The following is a 16,741-nucleotide window of genomic DNA, read 5'->3' on the forward strand; positions in this document are numbered from 1 at the left end:
CCTCACATTTCTGGCTCGTAATCCGGGTTCTGCTCCGGATAGTCGTCCATACCGGCGAAATTCGCATCATCTATTCCGGCATACATGCGTTCGAAATCCGCATCCGACAACGGCGCGAGGCGATCGTCATCCGGCATCTCCGGAACCCCGCCACCCCCGAAGAGATCGGGCTGGGCAGCGGCGGGCGCGGCGACCTGACCGGAGAAGGGATCAGAGGGCGCCGCTTCATCTCGGCCGGGCGCCTTGCGCCGACCCGCGATCAGCCCGCCGAGACTCTGGCTGGCCCGCGCGGGCTCAGCGGCCTTGGTCGGAGCAGGCCGTGCCGGGGCCGGCTGGGCGGGTGCCGGCTGGGCGGGTGCCGGCTGGGCGGATCTCCCCCGTAGGTCGCGAGCCGCATCGGCAGTCGTCGGGACGTCCTGCTCCGCCCGGACCGCGAGGGGCCTCACTGGCATGGTGTCGGCGATCCTGACCAGCGCGCCGTTGCGGTAGATCGGATCGGTGGAGTGCCGGATCACGGTGTGGCCGACGTCCTGGCGCGGCGCCTCGCGCATCTCCTCGACGAAACGTGACGGCCTGGGATTGCGGGCGCGGATGAAGGAGCCGTTCACGCTCCAGGAATAGGAGATGCGGACATCCTCGCGGGCACGGGTCAGGGCGACATATGCCAGCCTGCGCTCCTCCTCGATGGAGTCGTCGCCCTCCTCGATCGCGCGACTGTGCGGGAAGACGCCCTCCATCATGAAGGGCATGCGGACCCGATCGAACTCGAGCCCCTTCGAAGCGTGGATCGTCATGACCTGGATGCCGGCCGCCTGAGCGTTCTCGCTCATCTCGAGCGTCGCCTCCTGCATGAAATCGTCCAGCTTCTCATGAGGCTCCGCCTGCTCGAGAAGCAGCGCGATGTTGCCCAGGCGGCGCGAGGCCTCCGAGAGCTGCCCGGCCTTGTCTGCGAGATCCTCGGAACCCAGCTCGAGCGTGTCCCTCGCGGCCTTGTCCTTCAGCTCGTCATTGATGTTGATCAGCTCGACGAGGAATTCCCGGGGAGAGGTGGCGCTGACCGAGTCCGGCTTCAGGCCCGAGGCCTTGAGCGCGGAGGCGCGCATGTCCGGCAGGTAACCGGATGCCTCCAGGATCTCGCGGATCGCCTCGGCGGCATTGGGAGCGGCACGGGCGCGCGTGCGCATCTCCCCGACGAGCCGGCCGAAATCGACCATGTTAGACTTGAAGGCCTTCGGGTAGATCTCGCCGTCATCCGGGATGACGATGCGGTCCATCATGACGGTGCGCAGCTCCTCGATGAAGCTGGTCCCCTTGAGCTTGGCGTTCTTGCCCACCTTCGCCATGGAGGTGGGACCCAGTCCGCGCGCGGGCTTGTTGATGATCCGACGCAGGTAGACCTCCGCGTCCGAGTTCGAGATGAAGCCCGCAAAGGACATGGCATCCTTGACCTCGGCGGTCTTGCGGATGTCGGATGCCTTCCCCTCCGTGACGGGAAGCCCCTCGGCGCGCATCGCGCGTGCCACATGCTTGGCCAGATCACGGGTCCGGGTCAGGACCGCGAACTGCGACGGGTCAGCGCCGCCCGCGATGTGGGCCTTCGCCTCTCCCACGATCCGGCGGATCTCGTCTTCGGGCTTGTTGTGCTTCTCGATGTGGACGGCCGAGCGGCTGCGTCGGGGATCGGCCGCGCGGATCTGCTTGTCCTGGCGGTTCATGTTCCGCTCCACCAGCGTATCGGCGACCTTGAGGATCGAGGCCTGGCAGCGGTAGGATTCATTCAGGAAACGGAGCTGCAGGTTGTCGTTGCGCTCACCCAGCAGACGCATGATCGAGGGGTCCGATCCGCGGAAGGCGTAGATCGACTGATCGTCATCGCCGACGAAGGCGATCGAGGGGCGCGGGAAGGCCCGAACCCGGTAGCCGTTGATCTGGTGCATGCCGTCATTGGCGTTGCTGTGCTGATTGTCGTCCGCGTGCCGGTCGATCTGCATGACCCGCCCGCCATCGGTCAGCATTTCGAGCCAGGCGACCTGGGCCCGGTTCATGTCCTGCATCTCGTCGACCATGAAATGGCGGAAGGAGGAACGCCATGCATCGCGCACCTGGCTGTCGGACTGGAAGAGCTTCGTCACCCGGTTCATCAGGTCGGAGAAGTCGACCGCGTTCTGCTCGGTGAGCGCGCTCTGGTATTCGGTGTAGATGCGCGGGAAATCCTGCGTCTTGAACCGCGCAAGCGTGCGTTCCCAGGTCTGAAGTCCCGGCGTCATGGGTTCGTCGAACTCCTTCGCCATATGCAGGTCGAAGGCCTTCTGGGACAGCATCTCGGCCGAATAGAGCCGAGCCTTTGCGTATTCGAGATCCGAGAAGAAGTCGTCCACGTCGAACTCCTGCAGCTCGAGATTCTCGGAGACTTCCTTGGCAAGACTGGCCGCATCGGATTCATCGAAGATCGAGAAGTTGTGGCCGAGACCCGCACGGGCCGCCTCCACGCGCAGGATGCGCAGCGAGAGACCGTGGAATGTTCCGATCCAGGGCTCGCCGGTGACGGTGGGATGGGTCTCCCGAATGCTCTCGATGACGGGCTTGATGCGCTCGCGCATCTCGCGCGCCGCCTTGTTGGTGAAGGTCACCATCATGAGGGAGGAGGGATCGGCGCCCATGCCGCCCATCGACTGGGGGAGCATCAGGTGGATCGAACGTCCGATCAGCGTCCGCGTCTTTCCGGAACCGGCGCAGGCGAGGATCGATACCGGGTCCGACACGGTCAGCGCGGCGTCCCTCTGTTCCCCGGAGAGGCTATTGAGGTATTCGATCGGGTTCATGGACATCCTGCGTCTCCAGCTCGTTGAGCTCAAGCTACATCAGATATGCGAAATATCATCGAGGTTTTCCCCAATAATGCGACATACTTGGCCGAATGATGCGAAATACAAATAGGATGACAGTTGCTCGCTGGTCTATGCTGCCCCATGCCGATGAGATCGGTTGCGAATTCAGGATCAAACAGGAGGCTGCCGTGACGAATTCCGCAAACGGCAAGATGAAGTCGGTCAACGTGAAGATGACCGACGAGATGATAAGGGCGGTCGATGCGCTGAACGCCAACCGCTCGAAGGTCGTCCGCCTGATCTGCGCGGCCATCCTCAAGACCTTCGACGAGGGTCAGCGCGGCCCGATGGAACAGGCGGTCAATGCGGCTCAGTCCAGCTCGATGCGGGCACAACGGATGACCCGTGCCGATGGTCCGGCCTGGCGCAAGGCGATCGTCTGGATCCCAGAAGACATGCATCTGCGCCTGATCCGCGAGATGGACGCCTTCGATATCCGCCCGGCCGATTTCATCCGTGGCGCGATCATCGGCTACACGGGCATCAATCCGTCGCCCGCGATCGATGGGGAGGACGCAAGCCGGATCTGGGAAAGCGAGACCGTCGAGACCGAACGAGCGGGAAGCTGATCGATCATGGCTGCCGGCATCTATTCCCTGACCAACCTGGCGATCAGCCTGGTCGGCACGATCGCGACCGGTCCATTCGGGCCGCTGAGCGTTCCCGAGGCCGTCACGCTCGACGTGAGCGACGCGGCCCGCCCCGGATACGCGGTCCAGGTGGCCGCGCTCGATGGAACGCCCATGGGGCGGATCTCTTCGGCGCGGCCGATGAGGCTGGAACTCGACAGGCTGCCGTCGAATTTCATCAATGCGGTGCTGGCCGCCGAGGACGAGCGCTTCATGCTCCACGGCGGCGTCGATCCGGAAGGGGTTGCGGGCGCGCTCCGCGACACGCTGGGCGGGACGCTGCGCGGCGGATCGACGATCAGCCAGCAGCTGGCCAAGAACACCATGATCGGCAACGAACGCACCCTCGAACGCAAGCTGGTCGAGGCTATGGCCGCGACGAGGCTTCATGCCGGCCTCGGGGGGCCGGAGATCCTGCGCCGCTACCTGCAGAGCGCCTGGTATGGTCGGGGTCTCACCGGCGCGATGCAGGCGCCGCAGACCTGGTTCGGAAAGACCTGGGACCAGATCTCCCTCGCCGAGAGCGCCACGCTTGCCGGAATGCTGAAGGGGCCGGCGCTCTACGACCCCTGGAAGAACCCGGAGATCACCCGGACGCGGCGCGATGCGATCCTGAGGAAGATGCATGAGCTCGGCTGGATCACGCAGTCCGAACTCTCCGAGGCGGTGTCCGAGCCGATCCGCGCAATCGCACCGGACACGCATGAGGCCAGCGGCAGATGGGAGCGCCGTGCCGCTGTCGCAGATCTCGATGAGCGCACGCTGGTCCCGGAAACCGGAACGGTCAACCTGACGATCGTTCCCGAATGGCAGACCATCGCCGAGGAGGTGCTCGCGGAAGCGATCCGCAAGGTTTCTCCGGTCAGGAAGGTCGCACAGGTCGATGCCGAGCGCCTGGCCGAGATCCGCGCCCTTCCGGAGCCGCTGCAGCTGCCTGGCGATCTGCGCGCCACCCTTCCATCCGGAACGCCCTACAACAGCGGGCTCATCCTCGGGCCGGGAAAGGAGGGCTGGGATCTCCTCGTGGCCGGGACGGGTCTCGTTGAATCCGTGGAACTGAGCGATCCGCATCCCGGATACGAGCCCCGAACCGGTGATCTCGTCCCCGTCCTCCGACTGGATGACGACAGCTGGGGCATTCGCGTCCCGACGGAGATCGAGGCGGCGACCGTGCTTCTCGATCCGCGCAGCGGGCGCATCCTCGCGACGGTGGGTGGGGTGGATCCGGGGCTGACCGAGTTCGACCGGACGCGTGCGAGACGCCAGCCCGGATCCGCGATCAAGCCCTTTCTCTGGCTTGCCGCCCTGGGCATGGGGTTCGATGCCGGCAGCCCTGTCGATGACATCGAGCACAGTTACCGGGTCGGCGCGGGGGAGATCTGGCGTCCGCGCAACTACGACCACAGCCAATCAGGCCGCATCAGCCTCTACTCGGCACTCGAGCGCAGCTCGAACCTGGCTGCGGCCTGGCTGATCGACCGTCTGGGCCCGGAGGAGATGGCGTCGCGGGCGGAGACGGCCGGCGTCTACGCGCCGGGCGGCATGCGGCGCCGTGCCTCATCCGCGCTGGGCGCCACGGAGACCACGCTCCGGGACCTGGTCTCCGGCTATGGCGCGATCGTCAACGACGGGATGCCGCGCAAGCCCCATGCCATCGAGGGCATCATGGACGGCTTCGGCAATGCGATCCCGGAGGACTTCCGTCGCGCCGGTCCTGTCGCCGGGCGCCAGAGTCTGCAGGACCTGCTTGGAATGCTCCGGGGCGTGATCGTGCGCGGCACCGCATCGGATGCATTCGCCAAGAGCCCGGTCGCTATCGCTGGGAAGACCGGCACGACACAGAACTGGCGAGACGCCTGGTTCGTGGGGGTGACCCCGCAGCTGGCCATCGGGGTATGGATCGGGAAGGATGACAACACGCCCCTGCCCAACCGCATGGCCGGCGGATCAGCCGCCGCCCCGATCGCGGCCGAGATCCTGAAGCGGGCTTTCGATGCGGGTCTCATCGACGAGAACGGTTACCTGGACAAGACGATGAGCTCGTCGATGGGATGGCCGCCGCAATTGCATGGCGGCGGGATCCAAGGCCGCCCGGCCCCGGCCACTGCCGCCCCGGCCGGATCCTACACCCCGCAGTTCCCGCCGCCTCCGGCCCGGCCCGTGACCGCGCCGGCAAGCCGCGGTGCCGCCGCCGGCGGACCCAGCAGCATCGACGGGTTCTGGGGCGCGCTCGAGAGCCAGGCCCCGGCGGCCTCCGCCGAGGTGAACCCGAACCGCAACGCGGATCTGCTCGACATGATGCGCTGAGACCCGAGCATGCAAGAAAGAAGGCCCCGCTGACGGCGGGGCCTTCCGGATCTGGCAGGCGGTTCGTGCCGGATCAGTAGCGCATGAAGCGTCTGGTGTTGCCGTCATCGACGAAACCGTCATTGAGGACGACCGCATCATTTCCGTCCGCGTCACGCACCATCCGAACCACGCCATCTTGGGCGATGGGAGCAAGGATGGCGGCCAGCCGCCTGTGAGCCAGGCCGCAGATCGGCGCCAGGTGCTCGAGGGGGAAGGCCGGACGGATGCCGGCCTCGGTGCGGACGCAGAAGCCCGGGACGGCCATCCTTGCCGACTTGCTCCGCGCCAAGCGCGAGTGCAGCGCGATCGTCGCGATGATCCCGAGCATGTCGTTGAGGCCGATCGGATCATCCTCGGCGCCCAGGATCTGCAGCCGACCTTCCGCGATCGCACTGGCGACATTTGTCACCCGCGGCATGCGGCCGGTGTAGATGTCACCGATTTCCGGGCGCAGCAGGTCCGCCATCCGCTCGAATTCGACGGCGTTTTCCCCCACCAGGAAGGCGATGGACCAGAGCGATGCGATCTGGCCGTCCTCGAGTTCGGCCGCGTTTTTCCCCGGGGTCATGACGTCTTCCTGAATTCAATATAGCTTTTCACATATCAATGTAGCGGAGGGTCCGTAATCTTTCAATCCGGAATGGCCCGCAACAGCTGGTAATCCACAATATAGGGTATCTGCTGATGCAAAACGGGCCCATATAGGCCCGTTTACGGGGTTCGAGGCCCGTCCGGCCCTCCCCTTCCCCTCGCGAAGCCCAATCCTACAGGGTGGGGGGGAATTCAATCCGGGTGCTGCGTCGTGATCTCGAGCATGCGCCCGAGGCCCTTCGGGTTCATCACCGCTGCCATGCCGACATCCAGAAGGCCAACCGGCTCGATCGGGCTCATCTCGACATAGGCCCGACCGTCCTTTTCAGCCTGTTCGAGCCAGGCCTCGATCGCGATGCGGATCTCCTCGGGAAGATGGCGGACCTTCGTCATCTCCTGCTTGACGATCTCGGATGCGCTCCGGCCGGTCGCGGCGCGGATCTTGCTCCGCAGCCCGAGATCCGTGATGTCGAGCTCGAGCGCCGCCAGGCGCATGACCCCGAGAACCTCGATGCCCGGAACAGCGCCGGCAAGGCCCGCGAGGGCCATGGCATTGTCGGATGGCGCGATGAGAAAGCTCGCCCTCAGCGATCCGCGTGCCAGTCCGGACATGTCATTCAGCATCTCAAGGGTCAGTGTGCCCTTGTCCAGGGTCGCATTCATGCCGCCGTCGATCGCGATCTGCTCGGTCGGGTCCACGCCGAGCTTGCGGACCTGCTCGTCGCCGAGAAGGATACCGAGATTCACCCAGGCGCCGCGGATCTCGTGACGGAGACCGAGATGCTCCTTGCGCAGGACGGAGGACAGCTCCTTGCTGAACCCCGGCGAACCCCGCAGCTCGGCGATCCTCATCAGCTCACCGACCATGTCCGGGCTGAGGGAGCCGCGCAGCCGGATCTGCTCGGCCGCGCCGATCTCCGCCCCGTCCGGCTGCCTGGCACGGACATCGGCAAGACTGGCCTCGACGGCGAGATCGGACCCGGCAGGACCGAAAATGCCGATCGACAGGTCGAGGGTGCCGATCTCGGCGCGGGATCCGTCAGCGGATCGGACCTCAACGTCACGGAGGCCGACCTCCTCGGGAAAGAGGCAGCCGTCGGCACCCTCGCCGGCCAGGAAACCGACCTCGGCGCGGCCCATGCGGGTTTCGTCCGCCACCGAGACATCGATGCCCATTTCGGTCCGCATGATCAGATCCACGTAGCTGGCCTCACCGGCCGGCTCCATGTCCATGCCGCGATCCTCAGACCCGCAGCTTCGTCCGCCGATCTGGCGCTCGAGCAGATCCGCGGCCGAATAGGTCGAGGAGGCGAAGGACAGCCCGCCCTTCCCTTCCGCGGCCATGTCGATGCGGCCCGGCCCGGTCTCGACCCCGCCGCCCGGCTGCAGGATCAGGTAGTCGGTCGTCAGCGTCTTGTCGCTGCCGCTGAGCGTGACGTCGTAGAGGCGGATGACGCCGTCATCACCCTTGCGGATCGCCTTTGCCGAGACGGCGCGGTCCGAGATGATCGACATCGCGCCGCGGTCGACCTCCTCCTGGGTGATGCCGAACGGCAGCGCCATGGCGGATGCCGGCAGCACGATCGCGGCGGTGAGCAGCATGGCCCTCATGATGTTCATGTCAATTATCCTTGGAAATTTCCGGGACGAACGACCCGGACCAAATACCGTTCTTCGCATCCTTGGCTTCGGATTGCGCGCGACTGTAGGGGCTGATCATGCCGCCGGTATCCTCGACGGAAGCGATGCCGGCCTGGACTGCGATCTCTCCCACATCGCGCCGCATGCCGTTGCGCATTTCCATGCTGCACCAGCCGATACGTGCATCATCGCGAGCCTCTGCCTCTTCGCCGTCCTCCGCCACCTCAGGATCCATGACCTCGCAGGCCAGGTCGCGATCCGCGAGAATGGTGGCAAGGCCGTTCAACGCCCAACCCGAACAGTCATAGACGCTGCCGGCCGCATTGAGGCAGGTATCCCCTTGCCGTGGGGCACGGACTCCCTGAAGGCGGATCAGGACACCATCGATCTCGCCGGTGTCCGCGCTCATGGGTTCAAAGATGCCCCGGATGACCTCGTGACCAGCCGAGCCGATTTCGGCATCCACGGCACGGATCGTCTCCGGGCGCACGCCGCTCGGCACGTAGCCGATCTCGCCGGCTGCACGGTTGAAGACCTCCGGGTCCGCGGCCTTGCCCGGATCGCCATTGTCGCGCCGCGCGCGCTCCAGGACCTCCCAGGCGCGCCGCATGTCGTCTGAGACGCCCTCCTCACCGAGCACATATCCGGAAACCACGTCTTCGCGCTCCTCGCCTGTCACCTCGAAGGCGAAGGTCTTGAGTTCGCGCGGGCGCGGTAGCGCGGTCGGAATGTGGATGGGTTCCGGATCCTCGCCGATGCCCCCCGCGGTGGCGATGTCGGATACCCATGCATCGACTGCGCCGGGCTCCGCCTCTTCCGTGATCTGGATTTCGGCATCCCTGGCCCCGGCATTCGGCCTGATGCCCATGTATTCGAGGGCATCGTCCATGAGGCCGACGACGCGCTCCGCGAACTGCGGCTTGGGAAGGTAGCCGTGGGAAACGGCCAGCGCATATGCGCCGGCCGAATTCAGGAGCAGCCCGATGGCAGCCATCCCAGCGTAGCGTTTGATCTTTCTCGCGGCCATGAACCTGTTCCGGTCGTAATGATTGCGAAAAACAATACTGCTTATTGGCTCATGATGAAAGACTGTTCTTTGAGTTCGCGCGCGAGATCACCGATCACGTTGCCGCGCCCGCTGTCGTTCAGGCGCTCGCCCTGCTCTTCCAGGCGGGTTATCCGCTTTTCGATCTCCGCCTTTGCCGAGCCCCCCGGGAAGCGGTTCGCAAGAACGCGCCGCGTGGCCTGCGGGCCGATCTGGCGATAGAGCTCCGAACGCAATGCCACGTCCTCGGTGGTGGTCGAGAAGGCCCAGAGCTCGGCCGGGCCGAGGGTGAGCAGCAGCTCCTGGCGGACTTGGCCGAAGTCCTTGGTCTTGAACAGCACCCAGACCGGCGCACCGCGCCAGGAGGGGCCGGTGAGGTTGTTACGCATGATGGCCTGTTCGTTCTGCGTCAGCGAGAACATGGCGTCCATGTAGTCGATGGAGTTCTCCGACCCTGCATTGCAGACGATCAGGGTGGACAGCACCTCGATGATGGCCTTCGGGAAATCCTCGATCAGCTGGGAGGCGATCTTGATGTCGACGTTGAACTTCCGGCCCTCACGGGCATCCTGCAGGACCTGATCGGTGACCGCCTCGATCGAGCCGCAGCGATGGAATTCGTCCATGCAGAGGATCTTCGGGATCTGCTTGGTCTGTCGTGCCTTCTGGACGTAATGCTCGAGGTAGGCGTCGGGAAGGTCCTTGCGCTTGACCATATCGACGATCTCCTCCTCATCCATGAAGAAGTCGCGGGTCATGACCTGGCGGGCCAGCATATACATGAGCGCGGTGCGCTTCTTCGCTTCGGCGCCCGTGCCCTTCGCGGTGACCGCCATCAGATCCATGGATATGATCCGCGCGGAGCCGATCGAGTAGCGCGTCGCGCCGGACAGGAGCGGGTAGTCGCGGACCACCTCGGAGATCGTGCGCTGGAACGAGGCCAGCACCGGCTGCCCGGTTTCGGGATCGTTGGCGCCCGCATAGATCGAGGAGATCTGGGAGGCCTGCGTCGCGGTGACCAGGTCCGACAAGGTCGGCACAGCCTGTCGGTTGGCGATCTCCGCTTCGGCCTCATGCCCCGCGGCATGCAGGAAGTCGACGACCTCCCACCAGGCGGTCTCGTCGTCATGTTCGAATCCCAGCTCATCCAGCGCGCGATCGACCGACGGCTGGTCGTTGCGCAGGTAGCGTTTGGGCTGGTTGTGATCCTGGAACATGTCGTATGCCCGGTCGATCGACGCCGAGATCAGGCCGCGCATCGGGCCGGAGGGCGCCTTGTCCCCGTCAGACATCACGAGCGACAGGAAGTTCATGAGGAAGGTGCGCTCGCCCGGAAGCGGCTTTCTCATGCCCGTCTGCGTGTCGAAGACGTTGATCGCATAGGCGCGATCGTTCTTCAGCGCCTGGAAGACGACCTCGTGGCGGCGGTTTGCCGGCAGCGCCTCCTGAAGGAGTGAGATCATCCCTGCGGATGATGGGCCGATATCGATGATGGCGATCCGCGGCAGCATGGCCTTGTCGCCGGATGCCGAGTTGGGCGTGATCGCGGAGGCGAAGTTCACCGCGTTCATCAGCACCGACTTGCCCGAACCGGGCGTCCCGATGATCGCGGTGACCCAGGTGTTCTGCTTCGAGGAACCGGGCTGGTAGGGCCAGGGCTTGCCGGATGCGGTCCGGAACATCACCGCGCCGCCGTCCCAGGCGGAGGCCTGACGGGCGAACGGCATCATCGCCAGCACGTCGCGCATCGGCCCAGCGGCCACCGGCGCGGTCGCGGCGCCGGTCACGCCGGGGATCGAGGACAGCACCGTGGCCATGGGATCGCCGGAGATGCCGTCGATGCCGGAGTTCCCCCACCGCTTCACGGCACCGGTGACCACCTGCGCATTCTGGCGCAAGGTCTCCATGTTGCCGTCATGCGCCCAGGTCGAGAAGGACATCCGGAAGCGCACGATCGTGTCGTTCTGCCCGTCGATCTCCGAGTTCAGCATCAGGGCTTCCTTGATGCGGCGGTTTCGTGTCGGTGCGGCCCATGTGAAGATCGACAGGAACATCATCTTCAGCGCCTGGGACTGCACGCCGCCCGACTCCAACCGCATGGAGGCGCGCCAGGGGATGTTCATTCCCTTGGCGGTGATGTCGCCCACCAGCTCGTTGAAGCTCGGCAGGACCTCGGGCGCCAGCGTCATGTCGAACCCACTGAAGATCGTGTCACCGATCCTGACCACCTTGGAGCTCTCGACATAGCTGTCCTCCGTTGCCAGCTGGGCATCGAAGGTCGGTGTGGCGAGATTGCCGTAGTCGACGGCCGCCATCTGGGCCGGGGTTTCGGGGAGCATGGTCAGGGCCCGCTTTCCGGGATGGACCGCATCCGAAGCCAGTCCGGCCTTCGACCAGGACGGCAGGATCGGGTGCCATTCGTCCTTCACCGGGTAGGTGTCCGGATAGAGCGCCGCGCGGGTTTCCTGAAGCGCCTCATGGACCGAAAGGGAGCGCGCGCGCTGACCGACCCGCAAGAGACCGCTCGTCATGGCGTCGACGAGCGACAGATGCCGGGTCAGAAGCGTATCCAGGGCCTTGCCCGGCACCTGCCCGCCCGACATGGCCGGCATGCCCTCGAGGCGCTTGGCCACCTGCCTGGCATCCTCCTTGCCCTCTTCGCGGTCGAGTGCGGACGGACGCGTGAACACGGTGATCAGGCAGATTTCGGCAACCATCTTCTGGGACAGGTTCGTCACGCGTTCCTGGAGCACGTCGTCGAGGTCGAGCCCAAGATTGTGCGCCGCCCGCTTCGTGCGGTTGACCATACGCTCCATGTAACGGGCCGCAGAGCGGGAATCCCGCATGAAGTTGACCTCGATCGCATGTCCCGGCGTCGAGAAGTAGGCGGCCATCATGATCCGGAGATCGTTGACCATCTGGGCCATCTCGGCCTCGCCCGGATTGCGCAGCGCACCGGCCACGTTGATCATCGAGACGAGCGTGCCGTCCTTCATGATCAGGGTGCGATCATCCGCCATGGTCTCCAGGCGGATCTGGTCCATCATGCTTTCCTGCAGCAGGCTGGCGGACATTTTGCCGAAGATATCCAAGAGTCCCATCAGAAGTCCTTTTTTCGCACTCAGCCCGAGATGATGATCCGGAACCGACGCGCCCGTTCGTCCGGCGGAAGATCCATGATCCCGTCCAGGGTCCATAATGCATTACGTTGACGCTTATGGACAGCCGCGGAGAGCAGGTAATCCACAGAAATCCCACCGAAGAGGCTTTGACTGGACGGAATCGGAACCCCCATGCGGCGGAGTTCCTCCACGGTTTCGAGCGGAAGCAGCAGGCCCGCCTCCCACGCGGCGTCGAGGATGAGCATGAGCATCTCGATGTCAGCCGGACAGCGCACCGTGATCGTGCCGCAATTGGCAGAGACCAGCATCGCGCCCACATCGGTCAGCGCGCCGATCGCGGGCACCATCGCGGCCCGATCCCGAGCCGCGATCCAGACCGCTTCCGCCGTCTGGCCCGGGCTCTCCTTGCGCGCCGCGCGCATGGCGGAGGCCAGGATGTTTTCCGCCGCGAGGCCTGCAGACCAGGAAGCTCGGGACGCCTCGGGTCCGCCGGCGCTATCCTCCAGGCAGCGCAGGAGCTGACCGGTTGCCGAGGGGCGCCAGCCAGACCCGGCGATGACCCCCTCGATCATCATCCGGTAGTGAGGGGACAGGAGCCGGATCTCGTCATCGATGAAGCGTGCCCGGTGCGCATCTCCCATGCTCGAGCTGAGCCCATTGGCAAAGGCCTGGATATGCTCGGGGACGAAGCCCTCTCCAGGCTGGCACATGGCCTTGTAGATCGCTGGCCGACCGGTCTTGCGCATCTGCTGGAGAAACTCCTCGACGCCCTGGTCGTCGGGGCGGGAGGCGATCTGCCAGGCCGATGTGGCCGGGACATCGCCCGCGGTCACGTTCAGCGCATAGGAGAGTCTCGGAAAGTGGAAGGAGAGGTTCAGGTGGCCTTCAGGCGGTTCCTTGCGGTTGGCGATGTAGATCCCCGACTGCCAGGTGCGTGCGAAATGCTCGATGACGCGCTTCTCGGAGGATCCGCTCCGCTTCATGGCGGCCTCGTTGACCGTGAAGATGGCCGTGGCCAGGGAGGACGCGCGCTCCATCCCGCTCTGGAACTCCTGCGGCGCCCTGTAGCCCATCTCGGACATGTTGGCACGAAGCGCCTCCTGGGTCAGCCGGTAGACCCTGTCCGCGATGGCGGCCACGATCGGCAGGGACTGCTCCGCTGTCCGGCCACCGAGCCCGAAGGCGTTCCGGATCTGTCGGATCGGGAGCTTGAACCAGCCATCCGAGCGCATCGACAAGCCGCGCATCTCCTTGCTGATCGCACGGACCTCATCATACTCCATGTCGGCGACCCAGAGGCCGCCTTCCAGGCGCTGCGGGACGCCGTCGCCGGATGCCTCGAAATTGGTGCCTACCCGGCGGGCATACCATTCTCCGTTCTCTCCGAAGAAGATGATGCCGACATGGGAGAACGGGGCGTCCCGCTCGGACTGTTCTTCATGTTCGATGTCGCGGAACTCAATAGGCATGGGCCATCCATCAATTGTCGGCGAGAGCCGCAGCGGCGGCCTGCAACTTGTCCGTATCCGGATTGTATCTGCCGCGGATCGCCGTCGCGGCACCCTCCGCAACGACGCGGTAGCCGCCGATATCCCAGGTGGAGAGTCTCGACCCGCGATCAAGTTCGGCATGCTCCTTGGTGAGCTCGGATGGCCAGAACCTGATGAACTGGTCCAGACGCATGGCCGCGGCAATCGCCTCCTTTCGGTCGATCAGGTCCTGCAGGCCGAGGACCGCCTCGAAGAGCGCCTCGGCACTGGTGCATCCGATCAGCTTCGTGAGCTGGTTCTGCCGGGCCTTCATGTCGGAGACGATCGTCTCGATGCCGGGAGCGACCGGGTCCTTGTCCGGCCTGTTCTGGCCGCGCCAAGCAAGGGCGACCCAGGCCATGCGGTTGAGGTCCTCCTGGCTCAGATCCGGCGCGTAGATCGGGACGATGCGCTTGCGCGCGCCGGCCCAGAGCGGATGCTTGAGCGCGTGGCAGAAGGGGCAGATGCAGGCGAGTTCCGACTCAGCTGCCTTCCTGTGCCCCTTGAGATGGTCGAGTTCCATGTATCCCGGCACGGAGAAGCCGCAGACATGGCAGATTTCCCGATCGCGCGTCATGACCCGGGCACAGAGCTCGGCCTGTGGCGCCAGGATTGCGGCGTGGTCCACGATCCTGAGATTCATGGTGACCAGCGATGAATTCAGCATTTCGCCAAGCATGGGGCCTCCGGCGGAACAGTCCGGGCCATTCCGGCAATCAATCTGTTCAATGGGTTAAGCCTCCCCCCGGCAGATGTCCGGGAGGAGGTGGGACTCCGTCAGAGGCTATTGAAACCGGTCGTGCCGTTGGTGGTAGCGGCGCTGCTCCCGAAGACGGTCGCGATGCCGGTGCCGAGAACGGCCGGAACGGCCACGAGGCCCGCGCCCGCGAACATCAGCACGAAGGCGGTCGACATCTTGTTCGAGGGATCGTTCGGGTTCTGGCTGTGGGCGCGGAACTTCATCAGCCCCGCGATGGCCAGCGCGACGCCCAGGACGAAGGAGACCACCGTGATCAGGACCCCGACACTGGACACCTGGCCGCGCAGGCTGGTGGCGATCGAGCCGACGGTCTGCGCCGAGGCCGAGCCCGCCATGCTGGCGGTCACCATGAGGGCGAGAGCCCCCGTCGCGAGCCGCGCCCGCATGAGATCGAATTTCGTCATATCCAGCTCCTTCCTGAGCTTGCCGTTTTGTGAGTCATGCTTCAGCAGGCCTGCGCCCTGAACGTTGGATCGGGGCACAGGCGTTTCGCATCAGAGGCTGCGGAAGCCCGTCGTGCCGTTGGTGGTATTGGCGCTGGACCCGAAGACGGTCGCGATGCCGGTGCCCAGAACGGCCGGGACGGCCACGAGGCCCGCGCCCGCGAACATCAGCACGAAGGCGGTCGACATCTTGTTCGAGGGGTCGTTCGGGTTCTGGCTGTGGGCGCGGAACTTCATCAGCCCCGCGATGGCCAGCGCGACGCCCAGGACGAAGGAGATCACCGTGATCAGCGTGCCGACCAGCGAGGTCTGCGTGGTCAGGCTGCTCGCGATGGAACCGACCGTCTGTGCCGAGGCCGCGCCCGAAACGGTCAGGGCGGCGGCGAGTGTTGCCAGGCCGGCTGCGTGGCGGTTCCGCATGACATTCATTTTCGACATAGTTAGCCCTTCCTGAGCCTGGTTTTTACGATGTCCGCAAGTGCGGTCGTTTTTCCTCACCGGATTGCGTTGAAGCCGCCGGTTCCGTTGGTCTGCTGAGCTCCGGTCCCGAAGACGGTCGCGATGCCGGTGCCGAGAACGGCCGGAACGGCCACGAGGCCCGCGCCCGCGAACATCAGGACGAAGGCGGTCGACATCTTGTTCGAGGGATCGTTCGGGTTCTGGCTGTGGGCACGAAATTTCATCAGCCCCGCGATGGCCAGCGCGACACCCAGGACGAAGGAGATGACCGTGATCAGGACCCCGACGCTGGACACCTGGCCGCGAAGATCTCCGGCGATCTCGCCAGCCGTGAGCTGTGCCAAGGCCGGACCGGCCATGACGATGGACAGCGTGGCGATGCCAGCAGCCGTCCTGATATGCGCTAGTTTCATCTGGAAAATCCCTATCCTCACCCTCGGCCGTCACGGCGTGGGCTCAGCGATATTATGGCAATAATTTGCGAAATCTCCATTACGGAATGAGAGACGTTACCCTCATGACTGTGGACAACCTCGGGCTGGCGCCTCACCGCTGCCGTCTGTCCGAGATGTGACGCCCCCAACCCCCTTCATACGCCCAGGCGTAACGCGCAAAGCATTGAAAATAATCAGTTATGTCTGGAGTGTAACGCTGTAACGCCGTCACGTGGGGAAGTGTATTGCATGTGTGCATGCGTATATGCGCGTATATACTCATCTCTCCATCTATCTTGTAACATACAAACAATCACTATCTTTTCATAATAGAATCAGTGACTTGACTGCGCAACGCGGTGCGTCACGCTGGTGTGACGGCGTTACGCGCCTGTTTTCGTTGGAAAATTTTGGAGGCCGATCCAGGCGCGAGCGACCGCCTTCAGGACGGATTTGCCCAAAAACGGGCTTTCCAAGCTCATCATACCCTGAGGGACTCTTCCGTATAAATATGAAATCCCATTGAAAATCATGCTTGTAACAAGATCTGTAAGGGAAACGAGCCACAAGGCTGTGCAACCTCTCTTGCGTTTTCACATATACTGCGAATATGATCCACCTCGATGAATGAAGTCTGATTGATGTGAGGCAGCCCATGGCGGCATCGGTATCCGGGAAAGCGTCCCCCGCTCCCGCGAAGTCCAAATCCATCGCCTGGAGCGAAGAGGATGTTCACATCCTTCAGTCGATGCGCCGCAGTGGGCACAAGAATTCCGAGATCGCCGAAAGGCTTGGACGGAACGAAAATGCAGTCGCGGTCAAGGCCACCCGGCTGCACCTGCCTGCCAGTG

General features: G+C 64.5%; 12 protein-coding genes. 2 read left to right on the forward strand and 10 right to left on the reverse strand.

The features are described from left to right. Positions 1-2: 2 nt before the first annotated feature. Positions 3-2,822: an ATP-dependent helicase gene (locus AACG61_RS16620; RefSeq protein WP_411840079.1), complete on the reverse strand. Its 2,820-nt coding sequence runs from the start codon at positions 2,820-2,822 to the stop codon at positions 3-5. Between the two features lie 137 nt (positions 2,823-2,959). Between AACG61_RS16620 and AACG61_RS16625 the strand changes: the two genes are divergently transcribed. Together AACG61_RS16625 and AACG61_RS16630 are read left to right on the forward strand one after the other, a co-directional pair. After that, on the forward strand, positions 2,960-3,457 hold the full coding sequence (locus tag AACG61_RS16625; protein WP_411840080.1) for a hypothetical protein: 498 nt from the start codon (positions 2,960-2,962) through the stop codon (positions 3,455-3,457). A 6-nt stretch (positions 3,458-3,463) separates the two neighbouring features. Beyond that, positions 3,464-5,824: a transglycosylase domain-containing protein gene (locus AACG61_RS16630; protein WP_411840081.1), complete on the forward strand. Its 2,361-nt coding sequence runs from the start codon at positions 3,464-3,466 to the stop codon at positions 5,822-5,824. Positions 5,825-5,897: 73 nt separating this feature from the next. Here AACG61_RS16630 and AACG61_RS16635 read toward each other — a convergent pair whose 3' ends face one another. From AACG61_RS16635 to AACG61_RS16675, 9 genes are all read right to left on the reverse strand, one after another. Then, a complete protein-coding gene (locus tag AACG61_RS16635) occupies positions 5,898-6,434 on the reverse strand; it encodes a hypothetical protein (protein ID WP_411840082.1) in 537 nt (178 codons plus the stop codon). A gap of 215 nt (positions 6,435-6,649) precedes the next feature. After that, the gene (locus tag AACG61_RS16640; RefSeq protein ID WP_411840083.1) at positions 6,650-8,059 is read right to left on the reverse strand and encodes a hypothetical protein; all 1,410 of its coding nucleotides are present in this window, start codon (positions 8,057-8,059) and stop codon (positions 6,650-6,652) included. A gap of 19 nt (positions 8,060-8,078) precedes the next feature. Then, positions 8,079-9,125 (reverse strand): hypothetical protein, encoded by a 1,047-nt coding sequence (locus AACG61_RS16645; RefSeq protein ID WP_411840084.1) that lies wholly within the window; start codon positions 9,123-9,125, stop codon positions 8,079-8,081. Positions 9,126-9,166: 41 nt separating this feature from the next. Next, the gene (locus AACG61_RS16650; protein WP_411840085.1) at positions 9,167-12,244 is read right to left on the reverse strand and encodes a hypothetical protein; all 3,078 of its coding nucleotides are present in this window, start codon (positions 12,242-12,244) and stop codon (positions 9,167-9,169) included. A gap of 20 nt (positions 12,245-12,264) precedes the next feature. Continuing rightward, positions 12,265-13,734, reverse strand: a complete 1,470-nt coding sequence (locus tag AACG61_RS16655) for a hypothetical protein (protein ID WP_411840086.1) — start codon at positions 13,732-13,734, stop codon at positions 12,265-12,267. Positions 13,735-13,744: 10 nt separating this feature from the next. Continuing rightward, complete coding sequence (locus tag AACG61_RS16660) at positions 13,745-14,473, reverse strand: hypothetical protein (protein ID WP_411840087.1); 729 nt, start codon at positions 14,471-14,473, stop codon at positions 13,745-13,747. A gap of 98 nt (positions 14,474-14,571) precedes the next feature. Beyond that, entirely contained in the window at positions 14,572-14,958 is a 387-nt protein-coding gene (locus AACG61_RS16665) for a hypothetical protein (RefSeq protein WP_411840088.1), read from the reverse strand. Between the two features lie 90 nt (positions 14,959-15,048). Beyond that, entirely contained in the window at positions 15,049-15,417 is a 369-nt protein-coding gene (locus tag AACG61_RS16670) for a hypothetical protein (RefSeq protein ID WP_411840089.1), read from the reverse strand. A gap of 74 nt (positions 15,418-15,491) precedes the next feature. Then, complete coding sequence (locus AACG61_RS16675; protein ID WP_411840090.1) at positions 15,492-15,869, reverse strand: hypothetical protein; 378 nt, start codon at positions 15,867-15,869, stop codon at positions 15,492-15,494. Positions 15,870-16,741: the final 872 nt, after the last annotated feature.

This window comes from Paracoccus sp. ME4 (assembly GCF_046736325.1).
Taxonomy (GTDB): Bacteria; Pseudomonadota; Alphaproteobacteria; order Rhodobacterales; family Rhodobacteraceae; genus Paracoccus.

Coding starts and splice junctions, on each gene's coding strand:
- AACG61_RS16630 (WP_411840081.1), top strand. CDS start 3,464: ATGGCTGCCGGCATCTATTCCCTGACCAACCTGGCGATCAGCCTGGTC.
- AACG61_RS16675 (WP_411840090.1), bottom strand. CDS start 15,869: ATGAAACTAGCGCATATCAGGACGGCTGCTGGCATCGCCACGCTGTCC.
- AACG61_RS16645 (WP_411840084.1), bottom strand. CDS start 9,125: ATGGCCGCGAGAAAGATCAAACGCTACGCTGGGATGGCTGCCATCGGG.
- AACG61_RS16665 (WP_411840088.1), bottom strand. CDS start 14,958: ATGACGAAATTCGATCTCATGCGGGCGCGGCTCGCGACGGGGGCTCTC.
- AACG61_RS16625 (WP_411840080.1), top strand. CDS start 2,960: ATGCTGCCCCATGCCGATGAGATCGGTTGCGAATTCAGGATCAAACAG.
- AACG61_RS16660 (WP_411840087.1), bottom strand. CDS start 14,473: ATGCTTGGCGAAATGCTGAATTCATCGCTGGTCACCATGAATCTCAGG.
- AACG61_RS16640 (WP_411840083.1), bottom strand. CDS start 8,059: ATGCTGCTCACCGCCGCGATCGTGCTGCCGGCATCCGCCATGGCGCTG.
- AACG61_RS16620 (WP_411840079.1), bottom strand. CDS start 2,822: ATGAACCCGATCGAATACCTCAATAGCCTCTCCGGGGAACAGAGGGAC.
- AACG61_RS16635 (WP_411840082.1), bottom strand. CDS start 6,434: ATGACCCCGGGGAAAAACGCGGCCGAACTCGAGGACGGCCAGATCGCA.
- AACG61_RS16650 (WP_411840085.1), bottom strand. CDS start 12,244: ATGGGACTCTTGGATATCTTCGGCAAAATGTCCGCCAGCCTGCTGCAG.
- AACG61_RS16655 (WP_411840086.1), bottom strand. CDS start 13,734: ATGCCTATTGAGTTCCGCGACATCGAACATGAAGAACAGTCCGAGCGG.
- AACG61_RS16670 (WP_411840089.1), bottom strand. CDS start 15,417: ATGCGGAACCGCCACGCAGCCGGCCTGGCAACACTCGCCGCCGCCCTG.